The organism is Marisediminitalea lipolytica, from assembly GCF_001758465.1.
Lineage (GTDB): Bacteria > Pseudomonadota > Gammaproteobacteria > Enterobacterales > Alteromonadaceae > Alteromonas > Alteromonas lipolytica.
The window spans coordinates 40,180-59,071 of record NZ_MJIC01000001.1; the positions used below are offsets into that span (position 1 = coordinate 40,180).

General features: G+C 49.9%; 15 protein-coding genes. 7 read left to right on the forward strand and 8 right to left on the reverse strand.

What is annotated here, in order from left to right:
• Positions 1-22 precede the first annotated feature (22 nt).
• Positions 23-985: an AraC family transcriptional regulator gene (locus BFC17_RS00210; RefSeq protein ID WP_070174448.1), complete on the reverse strand. Its 963-nt coding sequence runs from the start codon at positions 983-985 to the stop codon at positions 23-25.
• Positions 986-1,566: 581 nt separating this feature from the next.
• On the opposite strand from BFC17_RS00210, the gene BFC17_RS00215 reads away from it, so the two are divergent.
• Complete coding sequence (locus BFC17_RS00215) at positions 1,567-3,855, forward strand: TonB-dependent receptor (protein ID WP_070174449.1); 2,289 nt, start codon at positions 1,567-1,569, stop codon at positions 3,853-3,855.
• A 143-nt stretch (positions 3,856-3,998) separates the two neighbouring features.
• Positions 3,999-4,490, forward strand: a complete 492-nt coding sequence (locus BFC17_RS00220) for a VOC family protein (RefSeq protein ID WP_070174450.1) — start codon at positions 3,999-4,001, stop codon at positions 4,488-4,490.
• Positions 4,491-4,589: 99 nt separating this feature from the next.
• On the opposite strand, the gene BFC17_RS00225 is transcribed toward BFC17_RS00220, so the two are convergent.
• From BFC17_RS00225 to BFC17_RS00250, 6 genes are all read right to left on the reverse strand, one after another.
• Positions 4,590-5,666 carry a TauD/TfdA family dioxygenase gene (locus BFC17_RS00225; RefSeq protein WP_070174451.1) on the reverse strand — a complete coding sequence of 359 codons (1,077 nt, stop codon included), beginning with the start codon at positions 5,664-5,666 and terminating at the stop codon, positions 4,590-4,592.
• A 153-nt stretch (positions 5,667-5,819) separates the two neighbouring features.
• Positions 5,820-7,142 (reverse strand): zinc-binding metallopeptidase family protein, encoded by a 1,323-nt coding sequence (locus tag BFC17_RS00230; RefSeq protein WP_070174452.1) that lies wholly within the window; start codon positions 7,140-7,142, stop codon positions 5,820-5,822.
• Entirely contained in the window at positions 7,139-7,801 is a 663-nt protein-coding gene (locus BFC17_RS00235; protein WP_070174453.1) for a cysteine hydrolase family protein, read from the reverse strand. The genes BFC17_RS00230 and BFC17_RS00235 overlap by 4 nt, the downstream gene beginning before the upstream one ends.
• Positions 7,794-8,861: an LLM class flavin-dependent oxidoreductase gene (locus tag BFC17_RS00240; RefSeq protein WP_070174454.1), complete on the reverse strand. Its 1,068-nt coding sequence runs from the start codon at positions 8,859-8,861 to the stop codon at positions 7,794-7,796. Before BFC17_RS00240 ends, BFC17_RS00235 begins: the two co-directional genes overlap by 8 nt.
• Positions 8,858-10,156 carry an MFS transporter gene (locus BFC17_RS00245; protein ID WP_070174455.1) on the reverse strand — a complete coding sequence of 433 codons (1,299 nt, stop codon included), beginning with the start codon at positions 10,154-10,156 and terminating at the stop codon, positions 8,858-8,860. Before BFC17_RS00245 ends, BFC17_RS00240 begins: the two co-directional genes overlap by 4 nt.
• A gap of 239 nt (positions 10,157-10,395) precedes the next feature.
• Positions 10,396-11,484, reverse strand: coding sequence for an acetamidase/formamidase family protein (locus tag BFC17_RS00250; protein WP_070174456.1), 1,089 nt, complete (start codon positions 11,482-11,484; stop codon positions 10,396-10,398).
• A 285-nt stretch (positions 11,485-11,769) separates the two neighbouring features.
• On the opposite strand from BFC17_RS00250, the gene BFC17_RS00255 reads away from it, so the two are divergent.
• The 5 genes from BFC17_RS00255 (at position 11,770) to BFC17_RS00275 (ending at position 17,318) form a co-directional block, all read left to right on the forward strand.
• The gene (locus BFC17_RS00255) at positions 11,770-12,378 is read left to right on the forward strand and encodes an NADPH-dependent FMN reductase (RefSeq protein ID WP_070174457.1); all 609 of its coding nucleotides are present in this window, start codon (positions 11,770-11,772) and stop codon (positions 12,376-12,378) included.
• Positions 12,379-12,408: 30 nt separating this feature from the next.
• Entirely contained in the window at positions 12,409-13,218 is an 810-nt protein-coding gene (locus BFC17_RS00260; RefSeq protein ID WP_070174458.1) for a TauD/TfdA dioxygenase family protein, read from the forward strand.
• Between the two features lie 90 nt (positions 13,219-13,308).
• Positions 13,309-13,962 carry an ABC transporter ATP-binding protein gene (locus BFC17_RS00265; RefSeq protein ID WP_070174459.1) on the forward strand — a complete coding sequence of 218 codons (654 nt, stop codon included), beginning with the start codon at positions 13,309-13,311 and terminating at the stop codon, positions 13,960-13,962.
• A 9-nt stretch (positions 13,963-13,971) separates the two neighbouring features.
• Positions 13,972-16,254 carry an FtsX-like permease family protein gene (locus BFC17_RS00270; protein ID WP_070174460.1) on the forward strand — a complete coding sequence of 761 codons (2,283 nt, stop codon included), beginning with the start codon at positions 13,972-13,974 and terminating at the stop codon, positions 16,252-16,254.
• The gene (locus BFC17_RS00275; RefSeq protein WP_083271472.1) at positions 16,251-17,318 is read left to right on the forward strand and encodes a lipocalin-like domain-containing protein; all 1,068 of its coding nucleotides are present in this window, start codon (positions 16,251-16,253) and stop codon (positions 17,316-17,318) included. Before BFC17_RS00270 ends, BFC17_RS00275 begins: the two co-directional genes overlap by 4 nt.
• On the opposite strand, the gene BFC17_RS00280 is transcribed toward BFC17_RS00275, so the two are convergent.
• Positions 17,315-18,646, reverse strand: coding sequence for a nitrate- and nitrite sensing domain-containing protein (locus BFC17_RS00280; protein ID WP_229680960.1), 1,332 nt, complete (start codon positions 18,644-18,646; stop codon positions 17,315-17,317). The genes BFC17_RS00275 and BFC17_RS00280 overlap by 4 nt on opposite strands.
• Positions 18,647-18,892: the final 246 nt, after the last annotated feature.

Here is an 18,892-nt window from a genome sequence, read left to right on the forward strand (position 1 = left end):
CCCCTTATTTTCTCTTCTTTATTTAACTCACTGATTCTGCGATTTTACTTTGTTCACGACGGTATTCACGAGGCGTGGTATTAAACTCACTGCGGAACACCCGGCTAAAGTGGCCTGCATCGTTAAAGCCCCAGCGAAAACAAATATCAGACACCGACAGATGGCGGTATTCCGGGTGACCCAGTTCAAACCGGCAGCGTTCCAAACGACGCACGCGGACATAGTTAACAAAGCTTACGCCGCTGGATTCAAACAATTTCTGAATATAGCGAGGGGATACTTTGGATTCTTCAGCCACCTGGTTCAGCGATAAATTGGGATCAGCCAGTTTGGAATCGATTAACTGGCAAATGCGCTTAAACTGATTAATTTTAGCGGTACTACCAAAATCCAGAACGCCACTGTTATGAATAAGGCTACTGACTAAAAACTCGGTCAGAGCGATTTCCACCGGCCTTAAAACCTCGGTTTCCAGCTCATCGATATTGTCACAAAGAGCGGAAAGCATGGTGGCAAACACTTTATTGACGCCGCTTTCACAAGGCAGATAACCCACATTCATCGAGTCCAGTTTCAGCAGTCGGTGGTGAATAAGGTTTTTCGGCACTTTGACGTACAGAATCTTAAAGTCAGATTGCACTGACAGGGTCATATCCAGCCCGGTTGGTGCGTAGATTATCGAGTTAGTTTGGGCAGGATACTCTTTGCCCTGGTATTTCAGGGAAAATTCGCCGTCCATTAGCAGAGCCAGCCAAAAGGAAAAGGGCTGGTCATCCGATTTGCCGGAAATTTCCATGGGCGAACCGGATAAAATAGAAAACTCAATGCCAAGTGGCGAATTAATAGAACTGATGTCCCCTCGGAACTTGTCGTCGTTGCCTGTTATCTGGCACGTAGGCATACAGAGTTTTTTTAATGCCTCCTGCCATACGGTCGGACGCTGACCAGATGGACAACTGTTGGTAGATACTTTCCATGAGCTCATAACGAATTCCTCACTTGCGAGTATAAAAGTGGTGGTCACCTTCGACCTTCAAGCAAGGACTGCATAAGTTGTGCCAGTGGAAATGGGGCGCTATGCCCCGTAAACCGGCAGGCCATTTCAAAAAATTTACTATGCTCGCACCATAATGTGACATTTAAGTTGATGTAGAACAAAAAATGCTCAATAAAAGGGCGGCCACCTTAACAGGTGAGTTTGTCAATTTTACGTGGTTTTGTGTAACTAAATGAATAATAAATTAAATTTTATATTTTAATGAAACAGAACCAGGCGTTCAGTACGCTCATGAACCAGAACTCATACACATATTAACAATTATCAATAAACGAAGTGCAGTAGTATGAAAATCGAGCTGCCAAAGGTGCACACTTACACTTCGGCAATTCGATACAGAAACCTGATAACGTCGGTTCCAAATAAGCATGAGCTTTGCATGATATTGTTTTCTGGTTATTTTGTGCAAGCTACAACTATAAATCGGTTGACGTTATTCGCTATTGAGTCCGTGAGCGAGGCTGCCTGCTTCTTGTTCGATCTTGAAATCTATTTGTAAAGGAATCCTTATGCAGGAACTTCATTTTAAAAAGAGCGTGTTAACCAGCATTATTATCTCTCTCTTGTATGCCGTACCCAATGTTCACGCTGTAGCTAACGATCAGCCCCTGGCCGAAGAGGAAGCAGCAGAAGATATCGAAACTATTATGATCACCATCGACCAACGGCAGGTGAGTCTGCAGGACGCACCCGTTGCGGTAACTGCCGTTAGCAGTGAATTAATGGAACAGGCGAATATTACCGATGCGACAGGGTTAAATGGCTATGTTCCTGGTTTACAGATAAACAAAAGCGGCGGGTCGGAGCGGATGGTGAGCATTCGCGGTGTGGGGTCGCAAACACCGGAAAACTTCTTTAGTAATCCGGGCGTGTCTTTTCATATGGATGGTGCCTATATCACCAATAATATTGCCCTGAATATGGGTTTTTTAGATGTTGAACATGTTGAGGTATTAAGAGGCCCACAAGGCACAGCTTTTGGTGCCGCCTCTACCGGTGGTACGCTTAACGTTATTAGCAAGCGGCCGGTACTGGAAGAGTTTTCCGGTAACGTTACTGCCAGCGTGGGTAACTACGATTATTTGCAGGGAAAAGTGTCGGTTAACCTGCCGGTTGGCTCAACCCTGGCTTTTCGCGGGGTATTTCAGACCACCAGTCATGATGGTTATGCAACGTCCAACGGCATTGAAGGCGGTTATGACCTGGATGATGCCGACAACGACAACATGCGTCTTTCGGCGTTATGGCAGCCCACAGACGACGTGAGCATTTTGTTTATTGCCCAGCATTACGAAGACTATCATAACGCGGCTGCGCTGAAAGCCATTGATGATCCAAACCCGGATCCGCGGGTGGTTACCCAGGATTTTCCGGGTAAATTTAATATGAAAATGGACATCGACAACGTTATCGTGACCTGGGATTTAGACTGGGCAACCTTAAAGTCGACTACCAGTTATCAGAACATGGAGCACGACCAGTCATTTGACTCAGACCGCAGTGTTGTTGCCTTATTTGGCGGCTACGACCATGTTGCAACCTGGGCGACTTCGGCCGAAACCGTAATGCAGGAAATCTCTCTGTCATCCACACCGGGCGGTAAGTTTGACTGGGTGATTGGCGGATTCTATTTAAATTCAGACAGTAACCAGTATATCAACGAATATGCCGGAACGGATGCGTCTGATCCAACGCCGGTATTGCCCAAAAATACGCCAGCAGAGGCTGTGCCCGGTAATATTTCTTATGCCGAGAATTCGCTGCTGGAAAGAACCTCCTGGGCTCCATTTTTCCAGGGCACTTATCATATCTCCGACGACCTTAACGTGATTGCCGGTATTCGTTATAACGACGATAAGTTTGAAAGCTTGAGTTCAACCTATTTTGCGCCTATGTCACCGGGCTCATTCGACACTCAGGAAGTGACCGGAAAACTGGGTGTTCAATACGATATCAGCGAAGATCACATGGCGTATTTTACCTGGTCGAAAGGCTATAAAGCTGGCGGTATCAATGGCGGTGCAGCCAATGCAATGGTGGTCAGCACTGAGATTCAGCCCGAAAAGGTTATGGCTTATGAGCTGGGTAGCAAAAGCCAGTTACTGGATAAAAAGCTCCAGTTAAATGTGTCAGCGTTCTATTACCAGTACGATGATATGCAATACATCCAGGAAGACCCTATCCCTTATTCTGGCGGCCTGGGTAATATTCCGGAAGCCAATATCTGGGGGGCCGAGTTTGAAGCCTTATGGACTACCATGGATGATAACCTGGTGCTTGGCCTGAACGCCACGTTGCTGGACGGTGAATACCCGGTTGAATACTACGCGTTGGATCGTCGTGAAGCCGACGCCGCGGGGGCGGCCGCACTGGCCGATGGCACTGCACCATACCCATGGAGTTATGAGTGGTTCCTGGCACGTGGTTCAGCTACGGTGGATGTGGGCAGCAACACGCCGCCAAACCTGGCTGATTTGAGCGCGGGTTTACATGCTACCTATTTCTATGAGCTTTCTTCCGGTCTGATTACTGCCCGGGCAGAATACATTTACAAAGGTGATTACCAGGCCCGTATTTTCAATACCGATGTGGATCTGGTGGACAGTTACGATCAGGTCAATTTGTTTGTTAAATACGAACCTTTCGAGGGCAACTGGAGTGCCTGGGTAACGGTAACCAACCTGACTGACGATGCTAATACTATTGGTCGCTTTGTCGACCCATACGGTAGTGGTGTGGTAAGTGATGAATTCCTGGCTCCCCGTCAGGTTATCGCTAACTTTAGCTATTCCTTCTAAACCGCTTTTTACTCAGTTAGAGCAAAACAATCCGCGTCATTGCGGGTTGTTTTGCTGAGCTGTTCAGCGCTTATTTTCGTTAACTTTTTACGTTGTCGTCACAGTGGCGAAACCAACAACGTTTAACCATAAGGTGTTATATTGTGACTAATCCTAATACGCTCATTTTTGTTGACCTGTCGTCAGATGATCCGGCCAAAGCTGGGGAGTTTTACGCCGAGGTGTTTGGCTGGGAAAATGACCCGCGCCCTTACGGTTTGTACCACCGGATGGTACCCGGTGGCCAAATGAAAGACAGCGAAGGCAATGACACGCCAATCGGTAACTTTCACCTGGGGATCCATAAAGTGGCTAACGTGCGCCCGCATCCGGACAAGGACGGTGTTGAGCCCCGCACGCTCTCTACCGAAGGCCGTAAGTCACGGGTGTGGATCCTGGTGAGTGAGGACGACTCTATGGATGCTATCCTTGATCGCGCCATTGAACGTGGTGCAACCTTGTTATGGAAAGACCATTTCTGGAAAGAATTTAACGGCTTTAATGCGGCTTTTCAGGACCCGTGGGGTAACGAAATCATTCTGTGGGTGAAAGGCGGCGATAACCCGCAAATTCCGGCTAACTTTACCCAGGAATAAAGCGGAAAGACCAACAAAAAAGCCAGTGGTTTTAGCCACTGGCTTTTTTGTGCGTTACCGGCCAGAACCACTGGGTGGATGCTGGCCGGATTACAGCGATTAATCCATGCGGGGCACGGCGGCTAAATCAACGGTAAATTTGCCGCGGTTATCCAAATCTTCTTCCTGACGGTGCTCACCGCGTTTTTGTACCACGGCGTTCTTACCAAAGCCTTCTGATACCGGGCGAGCGCCCTCCCGTTGCAGCCACAGGCGCAGCAGATGACGACGGCGCTGAGGTTCCGGAAAATCAGTAAATTCGGTACGCGAATGCAGCGCGGCGTAGTTAGACAACCACTGAATATCGCCAGGGCGAAAGTCCATCTCAATGGCCATGCCCGGCTCGTAAGTAATGTCTTCAAATAAATCCAGTAATTCCAGCTGAGCGTCGCTCAGTGGTGGAATGCCCGGATATTCCTGGGCGGTTTTAATGTAAATAGAACCGGCATACATGTTCATGACACCGTCTTTGATATCCAGAATCGGCGAGGTATAGGTATCAGCCGGTGCCTCAGGATCCTGTCTGCGCCAGTCCCAGTGAAAGTTTTCAAACAACAATGGTGCAAGGTCAGGGCGGCGTTTCAGGATTTCGTTGTAGATTTCAGCACCCGAAACCAGGCAAGAGGCGCCGCCTTGTTTGGATGGACGTAAACACATTAACGACACCACGTCAGAGCTGTCTGAATGGAAGGGCAGTTTATCGCGGATAGACTTAGACAGCGCGTCTGGTTCTTCCAGTTTTTTGTCTGAGGTTGCGTAAATATGATCAATCAGGTCACCCATCTCGTTTTGGCGGAAGGGTTCACCCATATGCAGGCCAAGAATGTAATAAATGGCAGCAGATAACGCGTCTGAGTAGAGGTGAGTGCGCAGGCCCCGGACTAAAATAAAACCTCTGCCGCGGTCGACTTCCTCACACCATTTTGTTACTGACGCCTGTGTGGTGGTTAACGGGTAGTCGCTGGCCTGAACGGTGCGTAAATCCGGATTGTTTTCGACAAACTGGGTGCCTAAATCTTCCAGCTCTGCCAGTTCAGCAGGCGATAAAACGTAAATCCAATCCGACTCGTTCCGGGATAGGGTATCGCCGCGCCATGCGGCTCGGGTGGTAACAGGGGTTAATGCTGTAGTGACCATAAAATACTCCGAAAATAAGGGTCAAAGCCAGTGCCTCATAACCAGAATGCTGAGCCGAAAATAAACAGAACAGCGCCAGCCTGGTTATCGTGAAAAAAGAACTTGCGGCTTGTTGTGCCTGCAAGTCGAAAAAATGCCTGGTAAAACCTGTTGCTAACCGGCTTTACCGCATACCGCCAGCGCGGTCAGGGCGTAAATGAGCGCGCTATCAACCAAATCCTGTGGCGTTGGCCGCCAGCGCGGAAACCCTGAGGTCACCGCCGGGATCCGGTGCATATTAAATACATTGTGGTCACGCCACATGCTCGAGTACACCGGGTTGGCCAGTTCTATGGGATGCCCTTTTACCGTTTGGGTGGCACCGCATAAGGACTTCACCAGCGGTGCAACCATCTGATCATCGGCTTTAAAGCCATGGCGAACCACCACCGGTTCCAGGTGATAACCGGACAGATTCAAATCGAACAATACCCGGTTTAACTGATGGTACACCTCGTTAACAGTTTGCGCGGCGGTGAGGCCAACTTCGATATACAGTGAGCACACGTCGGTACCAGCACCAAAGGTTACGGGATCTCCCGCTTTCAGCGCATCAATCTGGACCTTAGGTACCGACTCGCCACCCGGCGTGGTCAGCACGTTGGCGGACTCGTACGCCAGTGTCCACTGGTGTAATGCGTCGATCACCTTGCCTAGCTGGTAAATCGGGTTTGGATGTTTTTCAACGTCCTGGTCGGCTTGCAAAATAGGCGTGAATACGCCTTCTCCCAGAATCTGAATACGAAACAGGGCGTAGCCATTGCCTTGCCAGGTCACGCCCCAGTCACAGCCCTCAGCGGCTATGGCAAAATCTGGTGCGACGCCGCCGTGATGAAACAAATAGTGCGCGCCAATGTCCTTACCCATAAAATCGATACCAGCTGAAGACTCGATGGGTTCCGGCCCGATTTCACCGGGACAGGCGGTAAGATAAAGCTTACCGTCAAGGTTTATCCCGGCACGTTTTAAGGCTTTGGCCGCCATTAAAAAGCAGCTCATTGGCCCCCGGTCATTGCTGATGGGAAAGCCATGAAACTGGCCATCTTGCAACCAGCATCGCGTCCATTCCGGGTTGGCCAGGGTAGCCGCGCGGTATTTGTGCAGATTGGTATACTCGTCAGTGCTCGGGCTTTCAGTATCAAGGTGCGCTGTAAACAACAGGTTTTTGCCCAGTCCGTGGCCGCCATATTCACCAATGACATTGGGACGGTGGGGCACTGCTCCGACTTTGCGCGGCGTAAAGCCTTCGTTATCGAGCCAGTCATACACAAAGTCTGCCGCCTGGGCTTCCAGCCCTGACTGACTGGGAATATTGCCCAGTGTAAGTGCCAGTTCGGTCAGTTCGTCAATATCAATGGCCCCGGCCAGTGCCGCCTTGTCGGCGTCGGTGACTGTATAGGGCAGGTCAGTATCGGCGGGATAAAGCAGTGGATTCATGCCTCTCTCCAAAAACGGGTAATGCTTGATGTATCCGTTATCAGGGCAAAGCTCATCGCCATGCCCGCCAGGCTGCCGGCATGCAAAGCCGGCTCGTAAGCAGCGCAGGCATCTTCAGGCACAAACACGTGATAATCCAGATGAAAAGCATCGCGCACTGTAGATTCAACACAGCATTCGGTGGTAATACCGGTCATTATCAGGGTGTCGACGCCAAGGGATTGCAGGTAGTCCTGTAGCCCGGTTTGCCAAAAACCACTGTAGCGGGTTTTAAAAATAACCTTATCGGTTGGCGCGGGCAGGCAAAAACAAAATTCGGCCCCCGGCGTGCCTTCCCGGCAGATAGCGATTTCCGCCTCGGGATTGCCGCCAAGGCGCGCTATTCTGGTTTTCCAGCTGGCGGAGTCCTGGGCAGCGCTGGTGGCCAGTCCGATAAAAATTACCGGCACATCAGCCTGATGAGCTGCTTGCTGTAACAGATTAATATTGGCCAGCGCGGGAGATAAAACCTGCATGTCGATTCCCAGCTGACCGAGCATGTAATCCTGACTGGCAAAGTCGTTTTGCACGTCAATGATGCACAGTGCACAGCGCGCCGGGGCAACCCAGTCACGCTGTAAAGGCGTCTTAGCCGGGGCGGTGATGCTCAGACTAGCCATAGTGAGCTCTTAAATTGGGTAACACATGTTCGCCAAATAAGGTCAGGCCCTGCTGATAGTCATCAAAGTTGATCATCACACCATCCATTTCCGTGTTATCGATGAGTTCGATGAGCTTTTGCGTAACCGTTTCAGGAGAACCAATAATATCCCTGGCCATAAACGCGCCCTGAGAGCGGATCACCATGGCATTGTCTTTTAATGCCGGGTCGATACCGTAAGAACGCATCATGCCCTCTACCGCACCGAGGTCTTTGCCATCACGGTAGTACTGGGCCGTGGCTTCGGCTTTTTCATCGGTGTCGTCAATTACAACGGTGGCCATGGTGTAGCATTTGATCGACTCGTTATATTCGTCGGCAATTTTGCGTGCCAGGCGGGTAATGCCCAGTGTTTCTTCGTCATCCTTACCGCCCACAAAACAAGCATCAGCATTGCGTACGGAAAAGCGTAAACCGCGTTCAGACTGGCCGGCACACACCGTAAAAGGTTTCTGACTGGGTTTTGGCTCCGAGACACAATCGGTAAAATTAAAGTATTTTCCTGCAAAATCCACCGTGTCTTCTGTCCACAGACGATGCACCAGACTGCTCCATTCCTGGGCATAGTTATACCGCTCGTCATGGTCAACATCGTCGCGCCAGGCGCCCATCTGGTTTAGTTCGTCACGAAAAGACCCGGACACAATGTTTAATCCGGCACGGCCTTGTGAAATCTGATCCAGTGTAGTGATCATCTTGGCTACGGCACCCGGGTTCATTAGCAGGGTGTGCACAGTGGCAATAATTTTGGCATTTTTGGTGGCTTCTGCGATGCCACACATCATCGACACCGACTCCATGGAGCAGCCCCAATGATTGGTTTCGCCACCGTAGCCACGCCATTTGGCCATTGACATAATAAAGTCCATGCCAATCTCATCGGCGAGTACCGCCGCCTGTTTATTTTGTTGGTAAGAACCGTCCAGTAAGGGCGTGTTTTTTGACACGATCCAGCCACCGTTGGCGATTGGCAGAAAAACCCCAAATTCCTTTTTTCCGGTACAAGTTTGATTGGTCATGAATGGCCCTCCTTAACAATGTGCAATGAGTTGTCATCTGCGGCGGCGGATTTACCGGCGGCATCGGTGACGTTATTGAGCTTGGGTGGTTTCATAAAAATAACGGCAACCAGTACCACCATTGGAATGGCGCCAATTAACAAAAACGAAGAAACAAAAGAGCCGGTGACGTCGCGCATGTAGCCACAAATATAAGGGGCTGACGCGGCTACCGTGGCGGTAAAATTCATTGCGCCAAAGAGCTGGATGTAAGGTGTTGAACCGAAATAGCGAATAAGCAGTACAGTGGACGACAGAAACGTGAGTCCAAAGCCAAACCCGATAGCAAAAGCGTACAAAAACAACACCAGTGGCGAGCTGCCGAAACTGAGCGCCAGCATGCCCACACCAAGCAGAAACAATGCGGTTTGTAACATGGCTTTGGGATCAAAATATTCCGCAATGAAACCACCAACAATTCTGGATATGGCGTTACATAAGGCTTCTGTCGACAGCAGGGTACTGGCAAACACAAAGGAAATGCCAATTTGCGTAAGGTGTGCAACCGAAAAACTGTTCACTGTGGTACCAACAAACAGCACGCTCATGTAACCTGCGCAGATCAACCAGAATTGCGGTGTTCTGATGGCTTGCTTAAAGGTCCACAGTTCCCTGGTTTCGTATACCCGGGTGGAGGCTTGCTCGTTATCCTGTTTAGGCGGAACCTTGAGCTTCTCGGTATCGGTGAGCTTGATGGAAAACAGCATTAAAACCACCGAGGTAACAATCATTACCAAAGTAATCAGCCAGTGAACCCGCCAGTTACCAAAGCCATCGTTGGCCAGCCACACAATTAGCGGGCCGGCAACGCCACCAATGCCACCCATGGTGTAGTAAAAACCAAAGGCAGTGGCGCGTTTAATAAAAAAGTGGGTAATGATGTAGGTGCCAGGTACCGGGCCGACAAACGAGTAGCCAGCGCCAATCAGCACACAGCCGCCGAAATACATTGCCGGGGTCTGGGTGTAATACAGCAGGATAAAGCCGATAACCATCTGCGCCAGCCCAATAAACAGGGTGCCTTCCACACCGAGCTTTTTAATGGTGATTGAAGGCAGGTAGCCGCTTAAGCCGCAGGCTAATGCCAGCAGGGTAAAGCCCATGCCGGCCGTGGCCCAGTCCCATTGTAGGTCATTCACCATAAAGGGGATGACTACGCCCAGGGAAGAAAACGTGGCGGCACTCACCACAAAAAAGCACAGGCTGAAGGTAAATAAAATGGACCACGCTTGCGTCTTCGGATTAACTGTGATCATAGGGTAACGTTCCTTAATGATTGCATTCTTGGCTGCTGGCTGTTTCCACAAAGCCTTTATTATTCGTTCAGACGTTGCCGGGTTATGTAGTGCGACAAATCTACGGTAGCACTTGTGCTGTGGTTTGTTTTGTCGGTATCTGATCGAGTTTTTGTGTTTTTATGCAAGCGTTGCGTCTGGGATACTGAGGTTAAGGGCATTACTGGTGCAGTGTTGCACCAGTAATGCTGCGCCGGTGTTTATTCAGAATCTGGTTCGCCAGAATTAAATACACTGCGAGGCACCTTGGCGTGAACCCCCTGAACCGTATCTACGACCTGTGTTACCGTAAAGTCGCTGCAAATACTCATGAGTGAGTAGGCATCATCACGGCTCAGACCCCGATGCTCGTTTAGCAACGTTAGCATGTCCAGTGATGCATTTTTCATGGCAACATTTAAGTCTTCGTCAAACCCATGGACAATAAAGTAGTCCGGGGTTTCCAGTAATGGTGACGGAAACACAAAATCCTTGCGCAAAATAATTTGCATGGTGACATCCAAAGACGCTTCGATAGCGGTGCCGCTGATTTCGCCATCGCCCTGGGATACGTGAGGATCGCCGATAGAAAAGAGGCCGCCTTCAACCTGTACCGGGTAGTACATGGTCGCGCCGGCACCAATACGCCAGTTATCAATATTACCGCCGTGTTTGCCCGGCGGAATGGTCGATACCCGGCCTGATACATCGGGTGCCACACCAGCAGTCCCCAGATGCGGTCTTACCGGCACCCGTACGCCATTTAACGTTTTTTCCTTAGCGCATTCCGGACATTCGGTAACCGTACCGGGTACTTCGTATTTTCCCTTAAAATCATAAGCATAATGCCCATGGGCCTGCATGCTGGCCATATCCAGGCGATAAATCGTAACCCGCTCTTTTTCGCCAAACTCCTTGTACAGATGCCCCCAGTTAGCAGCCAGGTTAGAGCCATAGGAAAAGCGCGGCTTCATGGCCAGGTAGCGTACTTCCAGCATGTCGCCAGGTTGCGCCCCTTCAACAAAAATCGGCCCGGTCATCAAATGGACGCCGGGATTTCTGTCGTCTTCCGGAATGCCTTTCCACAATGCTTTCAACGATTCATCCATCATTAATTCCGGGGCATCGCCAGCGTGATGGGTAATGGCTTCGGCGTGCACAATATCGCCACTTTTAATGGTTATCGCCGGTGATTTAGTGGCCGAGAAATAGCCCCAGTGACAATTTTCTACAGTGGCTTTCAGCGAATGAAAGGCCTTGGGCTCATGACGGTCTGAGTCATTTAAATCGTCGGTTTTTAGTAATGACATACATTGTTCCTTTACTTAAGCACGGATAACTGAAAAGTGCCGGCCAACCACAATCTCTGGCGTGATGGGCGGGGAGTTAATATCCAGATTACGCAACAAGAGTGGGGGATTCTTGAATACAGACGTCCGAAAAGTTGTCGAAATTCCCCAACCGCAAATGTCGAAAATAAAGCGATAAGGCAAGAGATTGGGCGTAAATGTGCAAGATTTACCGGTCTGATACTCCTAGCGTTAGAAGTCATCGCCGGATAATGGGATCCGGCACCTGAATAAGAGGATGCAACCATGAAGATTGCCATTATCTGCGGAAGTCAGCGACCGCGTTCGCAAACGGCCAAAGTTGGCCATTATCTGGTTAACCTATTGCAGGCAAAAGATATTGAGACCGTGCTTTGGGATCTGGGGGAAGCCCCGCTCAGCCATTTTGATGATACCTTCTGGTCCGAACCGCAAGGTGCGCTGCAACAGGCGTGGCAACCTTACCGCGAGGCGTTAACCGAATGTGACGCACTAATCGCTTTAACCCCCGACTGGCATGGTATGGTGCCCAGCGTGCTGAAAAACTTCTTTTTGTACTGCGGCACGGCAGAAACTGCCAATAAACCGGGTCTGATTGTGTCTGTTTCCTCGGCCTCAGGCGGCTATTTACCGGTGGCGGAGCTGCGTATCAGCAGCAGTAAAAATAACCGCATTTGCTGGATACCTGACCACCTTGTGGTACGCAATGTCAAGCAGTGCTTTAATGCGCCTGAACCCGGTGAAGAGAAAGACGACCAATACATTCAGGCCCGCACCCTGCATTCCCTGCGATTGCTAATTGAATACGCTAAAGCGCTTAAACTGGTGCGCGATAGCGAAGTTGCAGATTATAAAACTTACCCCTTCGGCATGTAACTGAATACAGGTTTAATAGGAGCATAGCGAATGAATAGCCACATTACGGTTACCCCTCTTACGCGACGTATCGGGGCTGAAGTCTCCGGCGTTGATTTAACCCAACCGCTGAGTGAAGAAGACAAGCAAGGGCTTTTTGATGCGCTGATGCAGCATCAGGTGATTTTTCTTCGCGACCAGAAGATCTCGCATGAGCAGCATCGTGAAATCGGCAGTATATTCTCAGATCTGATCATCCATCCGGGAGCCAAAGGCATTGACGGTTATGAAGATATTGTGGCAATCCATGCCGATAAAGATTCAAAGTACATTGCCGGTGACAACTGGCATTCGGATTTAAGCTGTAATGAAATCCCGCCAATGGGTTCCATGCTGTATTTGCACACGTTGCCCCAGACCGGCGGTGATACACTGTGGTCTTCAATGTATGCCGTTTATGAGGCATTGTCGCCAGGTATGCAGCAGTATCTCTCAACGCTTCAGGCAGAACATGATGCCAACCACGTTTACCATGCTATTTATGGCGACTACGGCACGGCTTATCCCTGCAATGTGCATCCGGTGGTCAGAACGCACCCGGTAACGGGACGTAAAGCCATTTTTGTGAATGAGTCTTATACCACCAAAATCCTCGGCGTTTCGAAAAACGAAAGTGATGGCATATTGCAGATGCTTTACAACTTTACCAAGGATCCGAATTTTCAGGTGCGGTTTAACTGGCAGCCCCATTCTATTGCGATTTGGGATAATCGCTGTACGCAACATTTTGCGGTGTGGGATTACTTTCCCGACATCCGTTCTGGCTTTAGAGTCACCATGGGCGGCGAGAAACCAGAGTAGAAAGGTGGTTTCAGCACTTTGCTTTAAACCGATAATCTTTTATTGTCGTAACTCACTTAATTACCAACAATTTTTATTTTAAGCAGCCATATGATTGCGGTTAGTGAGTTAACGAAAACCTATGCCGGGGCTTCCTCGCCCATTATCGACGGCCTGTCTTTGCAGGTTAAAGCCGGGCAATCGGCGAGTATTCAGGGTGCGTCAGGCTGTGGTAAATCTACGTTGCTGGCGCTGCTGGCGGGCTTTGAGCAAAGTGACAGCGGCTCCATCAATATCGCTGGGCAGCCTTTGCAAACCCTGACAACCAGCCAGGCTGATACCTTTCGCAAAAATCACCTGGGCGTTATTTTTCAGCAGTTTAATTTGCTTGAATGTTTTAACGTGTGGGACAACGTCGCGTTTACCGCCCGCTTAAAAGGCAACTATGACAAAGCCCGGCAAACCCTGTTACTGGAAAATCTGGGGCTGGCGCACCATTTTAAGTCGCCGGTTAGCCGACTCTCCGGTGGTGAGCAACAGCGCGTAGCGATTGCCAGAGCACTTAACCATCAGCCGGAGGTGGTACTGGCTGATGAGCCTACTGGTAACCTGGACGAACAAACCAGCGACAGTGTGAGCAATTTACTCTTTGCTTATTGTCAGGAGCAGGGGGCGTCGTTGGTGGTGGTAACCCATAGCGGCGATGTGGCCAGCCGGGCGCAAATGCAATTTCGTCTTCATCTTGGCCGCTTGCAGGCCGTGTAGGTATCGCTAATGAGCAGCCTCTATCTGGCTTTGTTAGCCCAGCTGGCAACCTACAAAAAACGGCTCTGGGAGCCGCTGTTAATTGTAGTAGCCATTTTTATTGCCAGTGCCGGATTAACCGCGGTCACCCTTATCAATACCGGGGCCTCAGCCCAGCTTAACCAGTTAGCTATTGGTGATATTACAGTGTCTTTGCAGGTAACGGCAAAATCCGCAAGGTCGTCAGTGACCCGTGCTGACTACGCCGGGCTGCGGCGTCAGGGTTTTGACTACCTGGTGGCTTACACGATTACGCCAGACGGTGGTATTGCGGTGGATAGTCTGGCGTTACTAAGCAGGCTACCCGCGGCGGGCACGCAAGGTGACAGCGGCTTAATGTCGTCAGTGGCCCGGCAGGGCTATCAGGACCTTAACCAGTTCTATCAGAACACTGTAACACCCGGCTCTTATGCACTTGCCGGGCTGGCCATTGTGGCCGAACTGTCTCCACAGTCGTTACAACAATTACAGGCAGCACTGCCTGCTCATTTGCAAATTTTCCCCCTTACTATCAAACCTTCGGGCTCAAACCTAACCGACAGTTTTAGCCTTAACCTGTGGGCTATGGGGGCGTTGATGCTGTTGGTAAGCGTATTTATTGTGTTTAATGCGCTTAATTTGTTACTGGCGGCCAGAACGCCGTTGTTGATAAAGCTTCGTCAGCTCGGTATTAGTCAACCGGTTCTGCTGCAAGTGCTGCTGCTAGAAATGTGGGGGCTGGCGAGTCTGGGGAGCTGCTTTGGCGTGCTGGCGGGAGCGGCTTTAATTACTAAAATCTCGCCAGCGCTAAGCAAGATTTATCAATTTCTGTTGGACGGGCAGTTTAATCACGGCCAGTTATCACTGTTAACCCTGCTGCTGGTTGCTTTGGGGTTGAGTTTACTGGCAGTGCTGGCAATGGGTGTAATAGTACACAGTCGCTTGCGACGCTGTCTGGCTAATCGCAGTAATCAGGTTGCGGCTTTTTCGGCGCGCTTCAATCAGCGCTATCGTTTTATTCTGCTCCTTATCATTGGTCTGGTTATGCTTGCTGCGCCGTTAATAGCCAGCCAGTTACAGGCGCTTTTATACATAGGCGTGGTACTGATAGTGGGCTGCGCTACCGTTATACTGTTTATGCCCGCGTTACTGCGTTGGCTTGCCGCAAAAATCAGCGCCGTCAGGCCGCTATGGCACTGGAGCGTCCATAATGCGGTGGCTTTATCGCAACGCACCAAACTGGCGGCCTGTGCCTTTTTTATTGCGCTGACTGCCAATGTGGGTATGAACGTGATGGTCGACAGCTTTCGCGGTGCTACCGAACAGTGGCTGAATCAGCGCCTGTTTGCACCGGTCTATGTGTATACTGATTTTGCCGGTGATTTGAGTCAGCAGCCTGATGTACCGATACCTTTGCTGGCTCGCTATGGCAAGGACGTGCGCATAGCTGGTCAGCTAACCGAGCTGCGCAGTTTTCCTGAGGGTGCGCAATTTCAGTCGCGTTTGCTGCTGGATGAAGTAGCCGCTGACGCCTGGAGTGAGTTTTATGCCCGCCAGGGTGTGTTTATCAATCAGCAACTGGCTAACCGAAAGGCCTTTAGGGTGGGCGACACGCTGGCAATCCCCGGCGAAACTGGCTTAACCGAGCGGAAAATAATTGGTATTTATCCTGACTACGGTAATCCCAAAGCTCAGGTTTTGTTACCGGAATCAGCGTTGATAACTAATCATGAACAGGTTTCGGCCTATGCGGCTTTTGCTAATGTTCAGCAAAAAGAGGCGCTGGGATCCTGGCTTAGTGTGGTTGCGCCCGGTTCCCGGTTGATTGCCAGGGAAGACCTTATCGAGCAGTCAATGCTGGTGTTTTCGCGCACCTTTATGACCACCGACATGCTTAATCTGGTGACCATGCTGGTGGCGGCGCTGTCATTTTTTGTGTCGATAACGTTACTGGTGATGGATATTAAGCCGCAATTATTGTTGTTACGTAGCGTGGGTGTAAGTGCCTGGCGCATTAAGCTGTCGTTGTTTTCTCAGTATTGTTTTATTGCGGTGAGCTGTGCGTTGCTGGCGTTACCTTTTGCTCTGTTGCTGGCCTGGTTGCTGGTAAATAAAGTCAATCGCTTTGCCTTTCACTGGACCTATCCACTGATGCTGGACCCGCTGATAATACTGCAAAGTTTACTGATTGGACTGGGCGTACTTTTAGTGCTGATGGCGTTGCCGCTGGGGCGGCTGGAAGCCAGGTTTTATTCGCAGCAGGGGGCATTATGAACAGAGCAGGAGTAGTGGCAGGAATAGCGCTTTCGCAAATGACGATGACAGCGATGTCGCAGGATGTCGGGCGTCAGTCATTGTTTAATGGGCTTAAAGCCGATAACAACGCGCAAGTGAGCGTCGATAATCCGGTGCAACTGCCGCAGGATCATGCGCCCCACGGCGCGTTTCAGATTGAATGGTGGTATCTCACCTTACTTCTGGAAAACCTTCAGGGAGAGCCCTTCAACTATCAGTTTACCTTGTTTAAATTCGCCCGTCCTGAAATGCAATCAAATTGGGGCGATGGTTATGTGTGGATGGGGCATTCTTCGCTGCACACAAAACAAGCACACTATTTTAGCGAAAAGTTTGCGCAGCAGGGCACCGGCGTGGCCGGGTTTGAGGCCTCGCCGCTGCAATTTTTCATGGATAACTGGCAATGGCAGGGCGAGCAGGCTGAGCAATTGTTACCAGCTACTTTAACCAGCAGCGCGCAGGAGGCTGATATCAACCTGCATCTTTCGGCCAGTAATCCTTATGTATTGCACGGTGACCAAGGGGTTAGCTTTAAAACGGCAGACGGCAGGTACCGTTCTTATTATTACAGTCAGCCTTTTATTGAGGCCAGCGGGCAGATAGTCGTAAACGGACTGGAGCATCAGGTTAAAGGCATTGGTTGGTACGATCATGAATGGACTTCGCAGTTAGCTGACGAGGAGGCTTTGGGCTGGGACTGGTTTTCGCTGCATTTTGATGACGGGCGTAAGCTAATGGCGTTTACCATGCACGTTGATAACGGCGATTCCTATACCACCGGCACTTTGATAGATGCTCAGGGCAAGACCGTAACGTTGGGGCCGGATGAGCTTAATCTGAAAGCATTGGAAACCCGGCAGGTGGTAGCGCGGGAGATACCTGTCTCGTGGTCGCTGAGCATACCGTCCTTTGATATCGCTATTACCACAAGCCCATTTAAGGCTGAGCAGTGGAATGCCAGCCGTTTTGCTTACTATGAAGGGGCGATTAGTTTTACTGGTAGCCACAATGGCAAAGGGTTTATGGAACTCACCGGCTATTAACCGACGCGGCTAACCACCCGTTGAGCCAGCTCCGCCAGACGTATGTTTTGCTCCATTGCTGAGCTTTGTAGTTTGCGATAGGCCTGCTGCTCCGATAATCCGCCTTGCTGCATAAGTAACAATTTTGCCCGGTCGATGACTTTTTGCTCGTTCAGTGCCTGTTTGGCGGCATTGAGTTCATCGGCCATGTCTTCGATGCGCTGGGCCTGACCACGGATAAGATCGTAAAAGGATTTATGTGCTGACAAAGCCGAGCCTTCCGGGAGTTTTTCCGACTTTACCTCCGCGCCTTTTAACCCTTTTACGGTATTGTCGTAAAGCATGGTAATGGGCGTATCTGCGAGCGGTGGCGCGTTATTTAAGGTGGCGATTAACAGTTCGTGATTACGCAGTTCTTCTTCGGCCTGTTTGATTCTGAGGCTGGCCTGTTCGGTGAGTCGGTCGGTCAGGTGTGCTTCGATCGATTGCATGGCATCAATGCGCTGAGTAGCAATGTCGTACCATATTTCGCTGAGTTCAGCGGAGCACTCGCCACCCGAGGCCAGGGTTTGTATCATCTGGCGCAGGCGAGCAATTTGTGCGGCGATGTCGCTGTTTTGCTGATCAAGCCACATGTGTTGCTCTTCGTCGTCGGCAAAGTTGGTAAAGGTTTCAAAACAATGTTGCTGTGATTCAGTTAATGCACTTATCCTGTCACCCAGATCCTGATCAAAATGACTTTCGGCAAAACCGATGGCGCCCCATGCACGTTCTTGCCCGGCGTATTCTTTACCCTGCATAAAGTTAAATAAGGCAACCAGTAACCGGGTCATTTTAGGATCGCTGGCTACATCGGCCGCTTCAAATACCACATCCAGTAAGCCGGCAATCAAACGACAGTAGGCATTAGTGGATTCCAGCGCACTGAGCTTCTGGTCGCTAATTTTATTCCGCAGGTCAGGTAAGTGATCCATACCTTGCAACGCAAAGGTGATACTGCTGAGCAGTCGCATGGACTGGCCGTTGTCATGCTGGCCTAAATAGAGTGATTTAAGCAGGCTTCGCAGATCCTGTTCTGATTGTTCGCTGGCTGCGACCTGGGACTGCAGCGGCGAACCAAAGCGCTCACCTTGGGAACTTAAAAATACATTACTCATCCCACGCTCCCGTTGGAGCTGGTGAATCATGTCCTTAACCGCTTTAACCGTTCTGCAGTTAGACGACAAATGTTGTAACGCCTGAATTTCCTGATGCTTGGCAGATAACAAGAAACGTTTTGTGATGTCGCTGTGTTTGCTCATCGGACATTCCACTAAAAAGGCTACAGTAATATCCGAAAGTATAAGCAATTGTTGTTCCTGATAAATGCTTTTTCCGCACCGCCTGCTTCTGTTTGCTGTATTTCTAGCCGTTTCGTGTTTTTTAGCATACAAAGTGGGGGAAGTAAGTTAACTAAACAGCGGAAAACCTACATCATAGCGCACCGTTATGGTGAACTTGCTCATCGATAGGGCATTTTATTATAGGGCTATAAATATGCCTATTCATTAATTTTTTTATAAGTTATTGATATTTTTGTTTTATTTTTGTTTTTG

Coding starts and splice junctions, on each gene's coding strand:
- BFC17_RS00270 (WP_070174460.1), top strand. CDS start 13,972: ATGAGCAGCCTCTATCTGGCTTTGTTAGCCCAGCTGGCAACCTACAAA.
- BFC17_RS00260 (WP_070174458.1), top strand. CDS start 12,409: ATGAATAGCCACATTACGGTTACCCCTCTTACGCGACGTATCGGGGCT.
- BFC17_RS00210 (WP_070174448.1), bottom strand. CDS start 985: ATGAGCTCATGGAAAGTATCTACCAACAGTTGTCCATCTGGTCAGCGT.
- BFC17_RS00265 (WP_070174459.1), top strand. CDS start 13,309: ATGATTGCGGTTAGTGAGTTAACGAAAACCTATGCCGGGGCTTCCTCG.
- BFC17_RS00225 (WP_070174451.1), bottom strand. CDS start 5,666: ATGGTCACTACAGCATTAACCCCTGTTACCACCCGAGCCGCATGGCGC.
- BFC17_RS00235 (WP_070174453.1), bottom strand. CDS start 7,801: ATGGCTAGTCTGAGCATCACCGCCCCGGCTAAGACGCCTTTACAGCGT.
- BFC17_RS00275 (WP_083271472.1), top strand. CDS start 16,251: ATGAACAGAGCAGGAGTAGTGGCAGGAATAGCGCTTTCGCAAATGACG.
- BFC17_RS00240 (WP_070174454.1), bottom strand. CDS start 8,861: ATGACCAATCAAACTTGTACCGGAAAAAAGGAATTTGGGGTTTTTCTG.
- BFC17_RS00245 (WP_070174455.1), bottom strand. CDS start 10,156: ATGATCACAGTTAATCCGAAGACGCAAGCGTGGTCCATTTTATTTACC.
- BFC17_RS00230 (WP_070174452.1), bottom strand. CDS start 7,142: ATGAATCCACTGCTTTATCCCGCCGATACTGACCTGCCCTATACAGTC.
- BFC17_RS00215 (WP_070174449.1), top strand. CDS start 1,567: ATGCAGGAACTTCATTTTAAAAAGAGCGTGTTAACCAGCATTATTATC.
- BFC17_RS00255 (WP_070174457.1), top strand. CDS start 11,770: ATGAAGATTGCCATTATCTGCGGAAGTCAGCGACCGCGTTCGCAAACG.
- BFC17_RS00250 (WP_070174456.1), bottom strand. CDS start 11,484: ATGTCATTACTAAAAACCGACGATTTAAATGACTCAGACCGTCATGAG.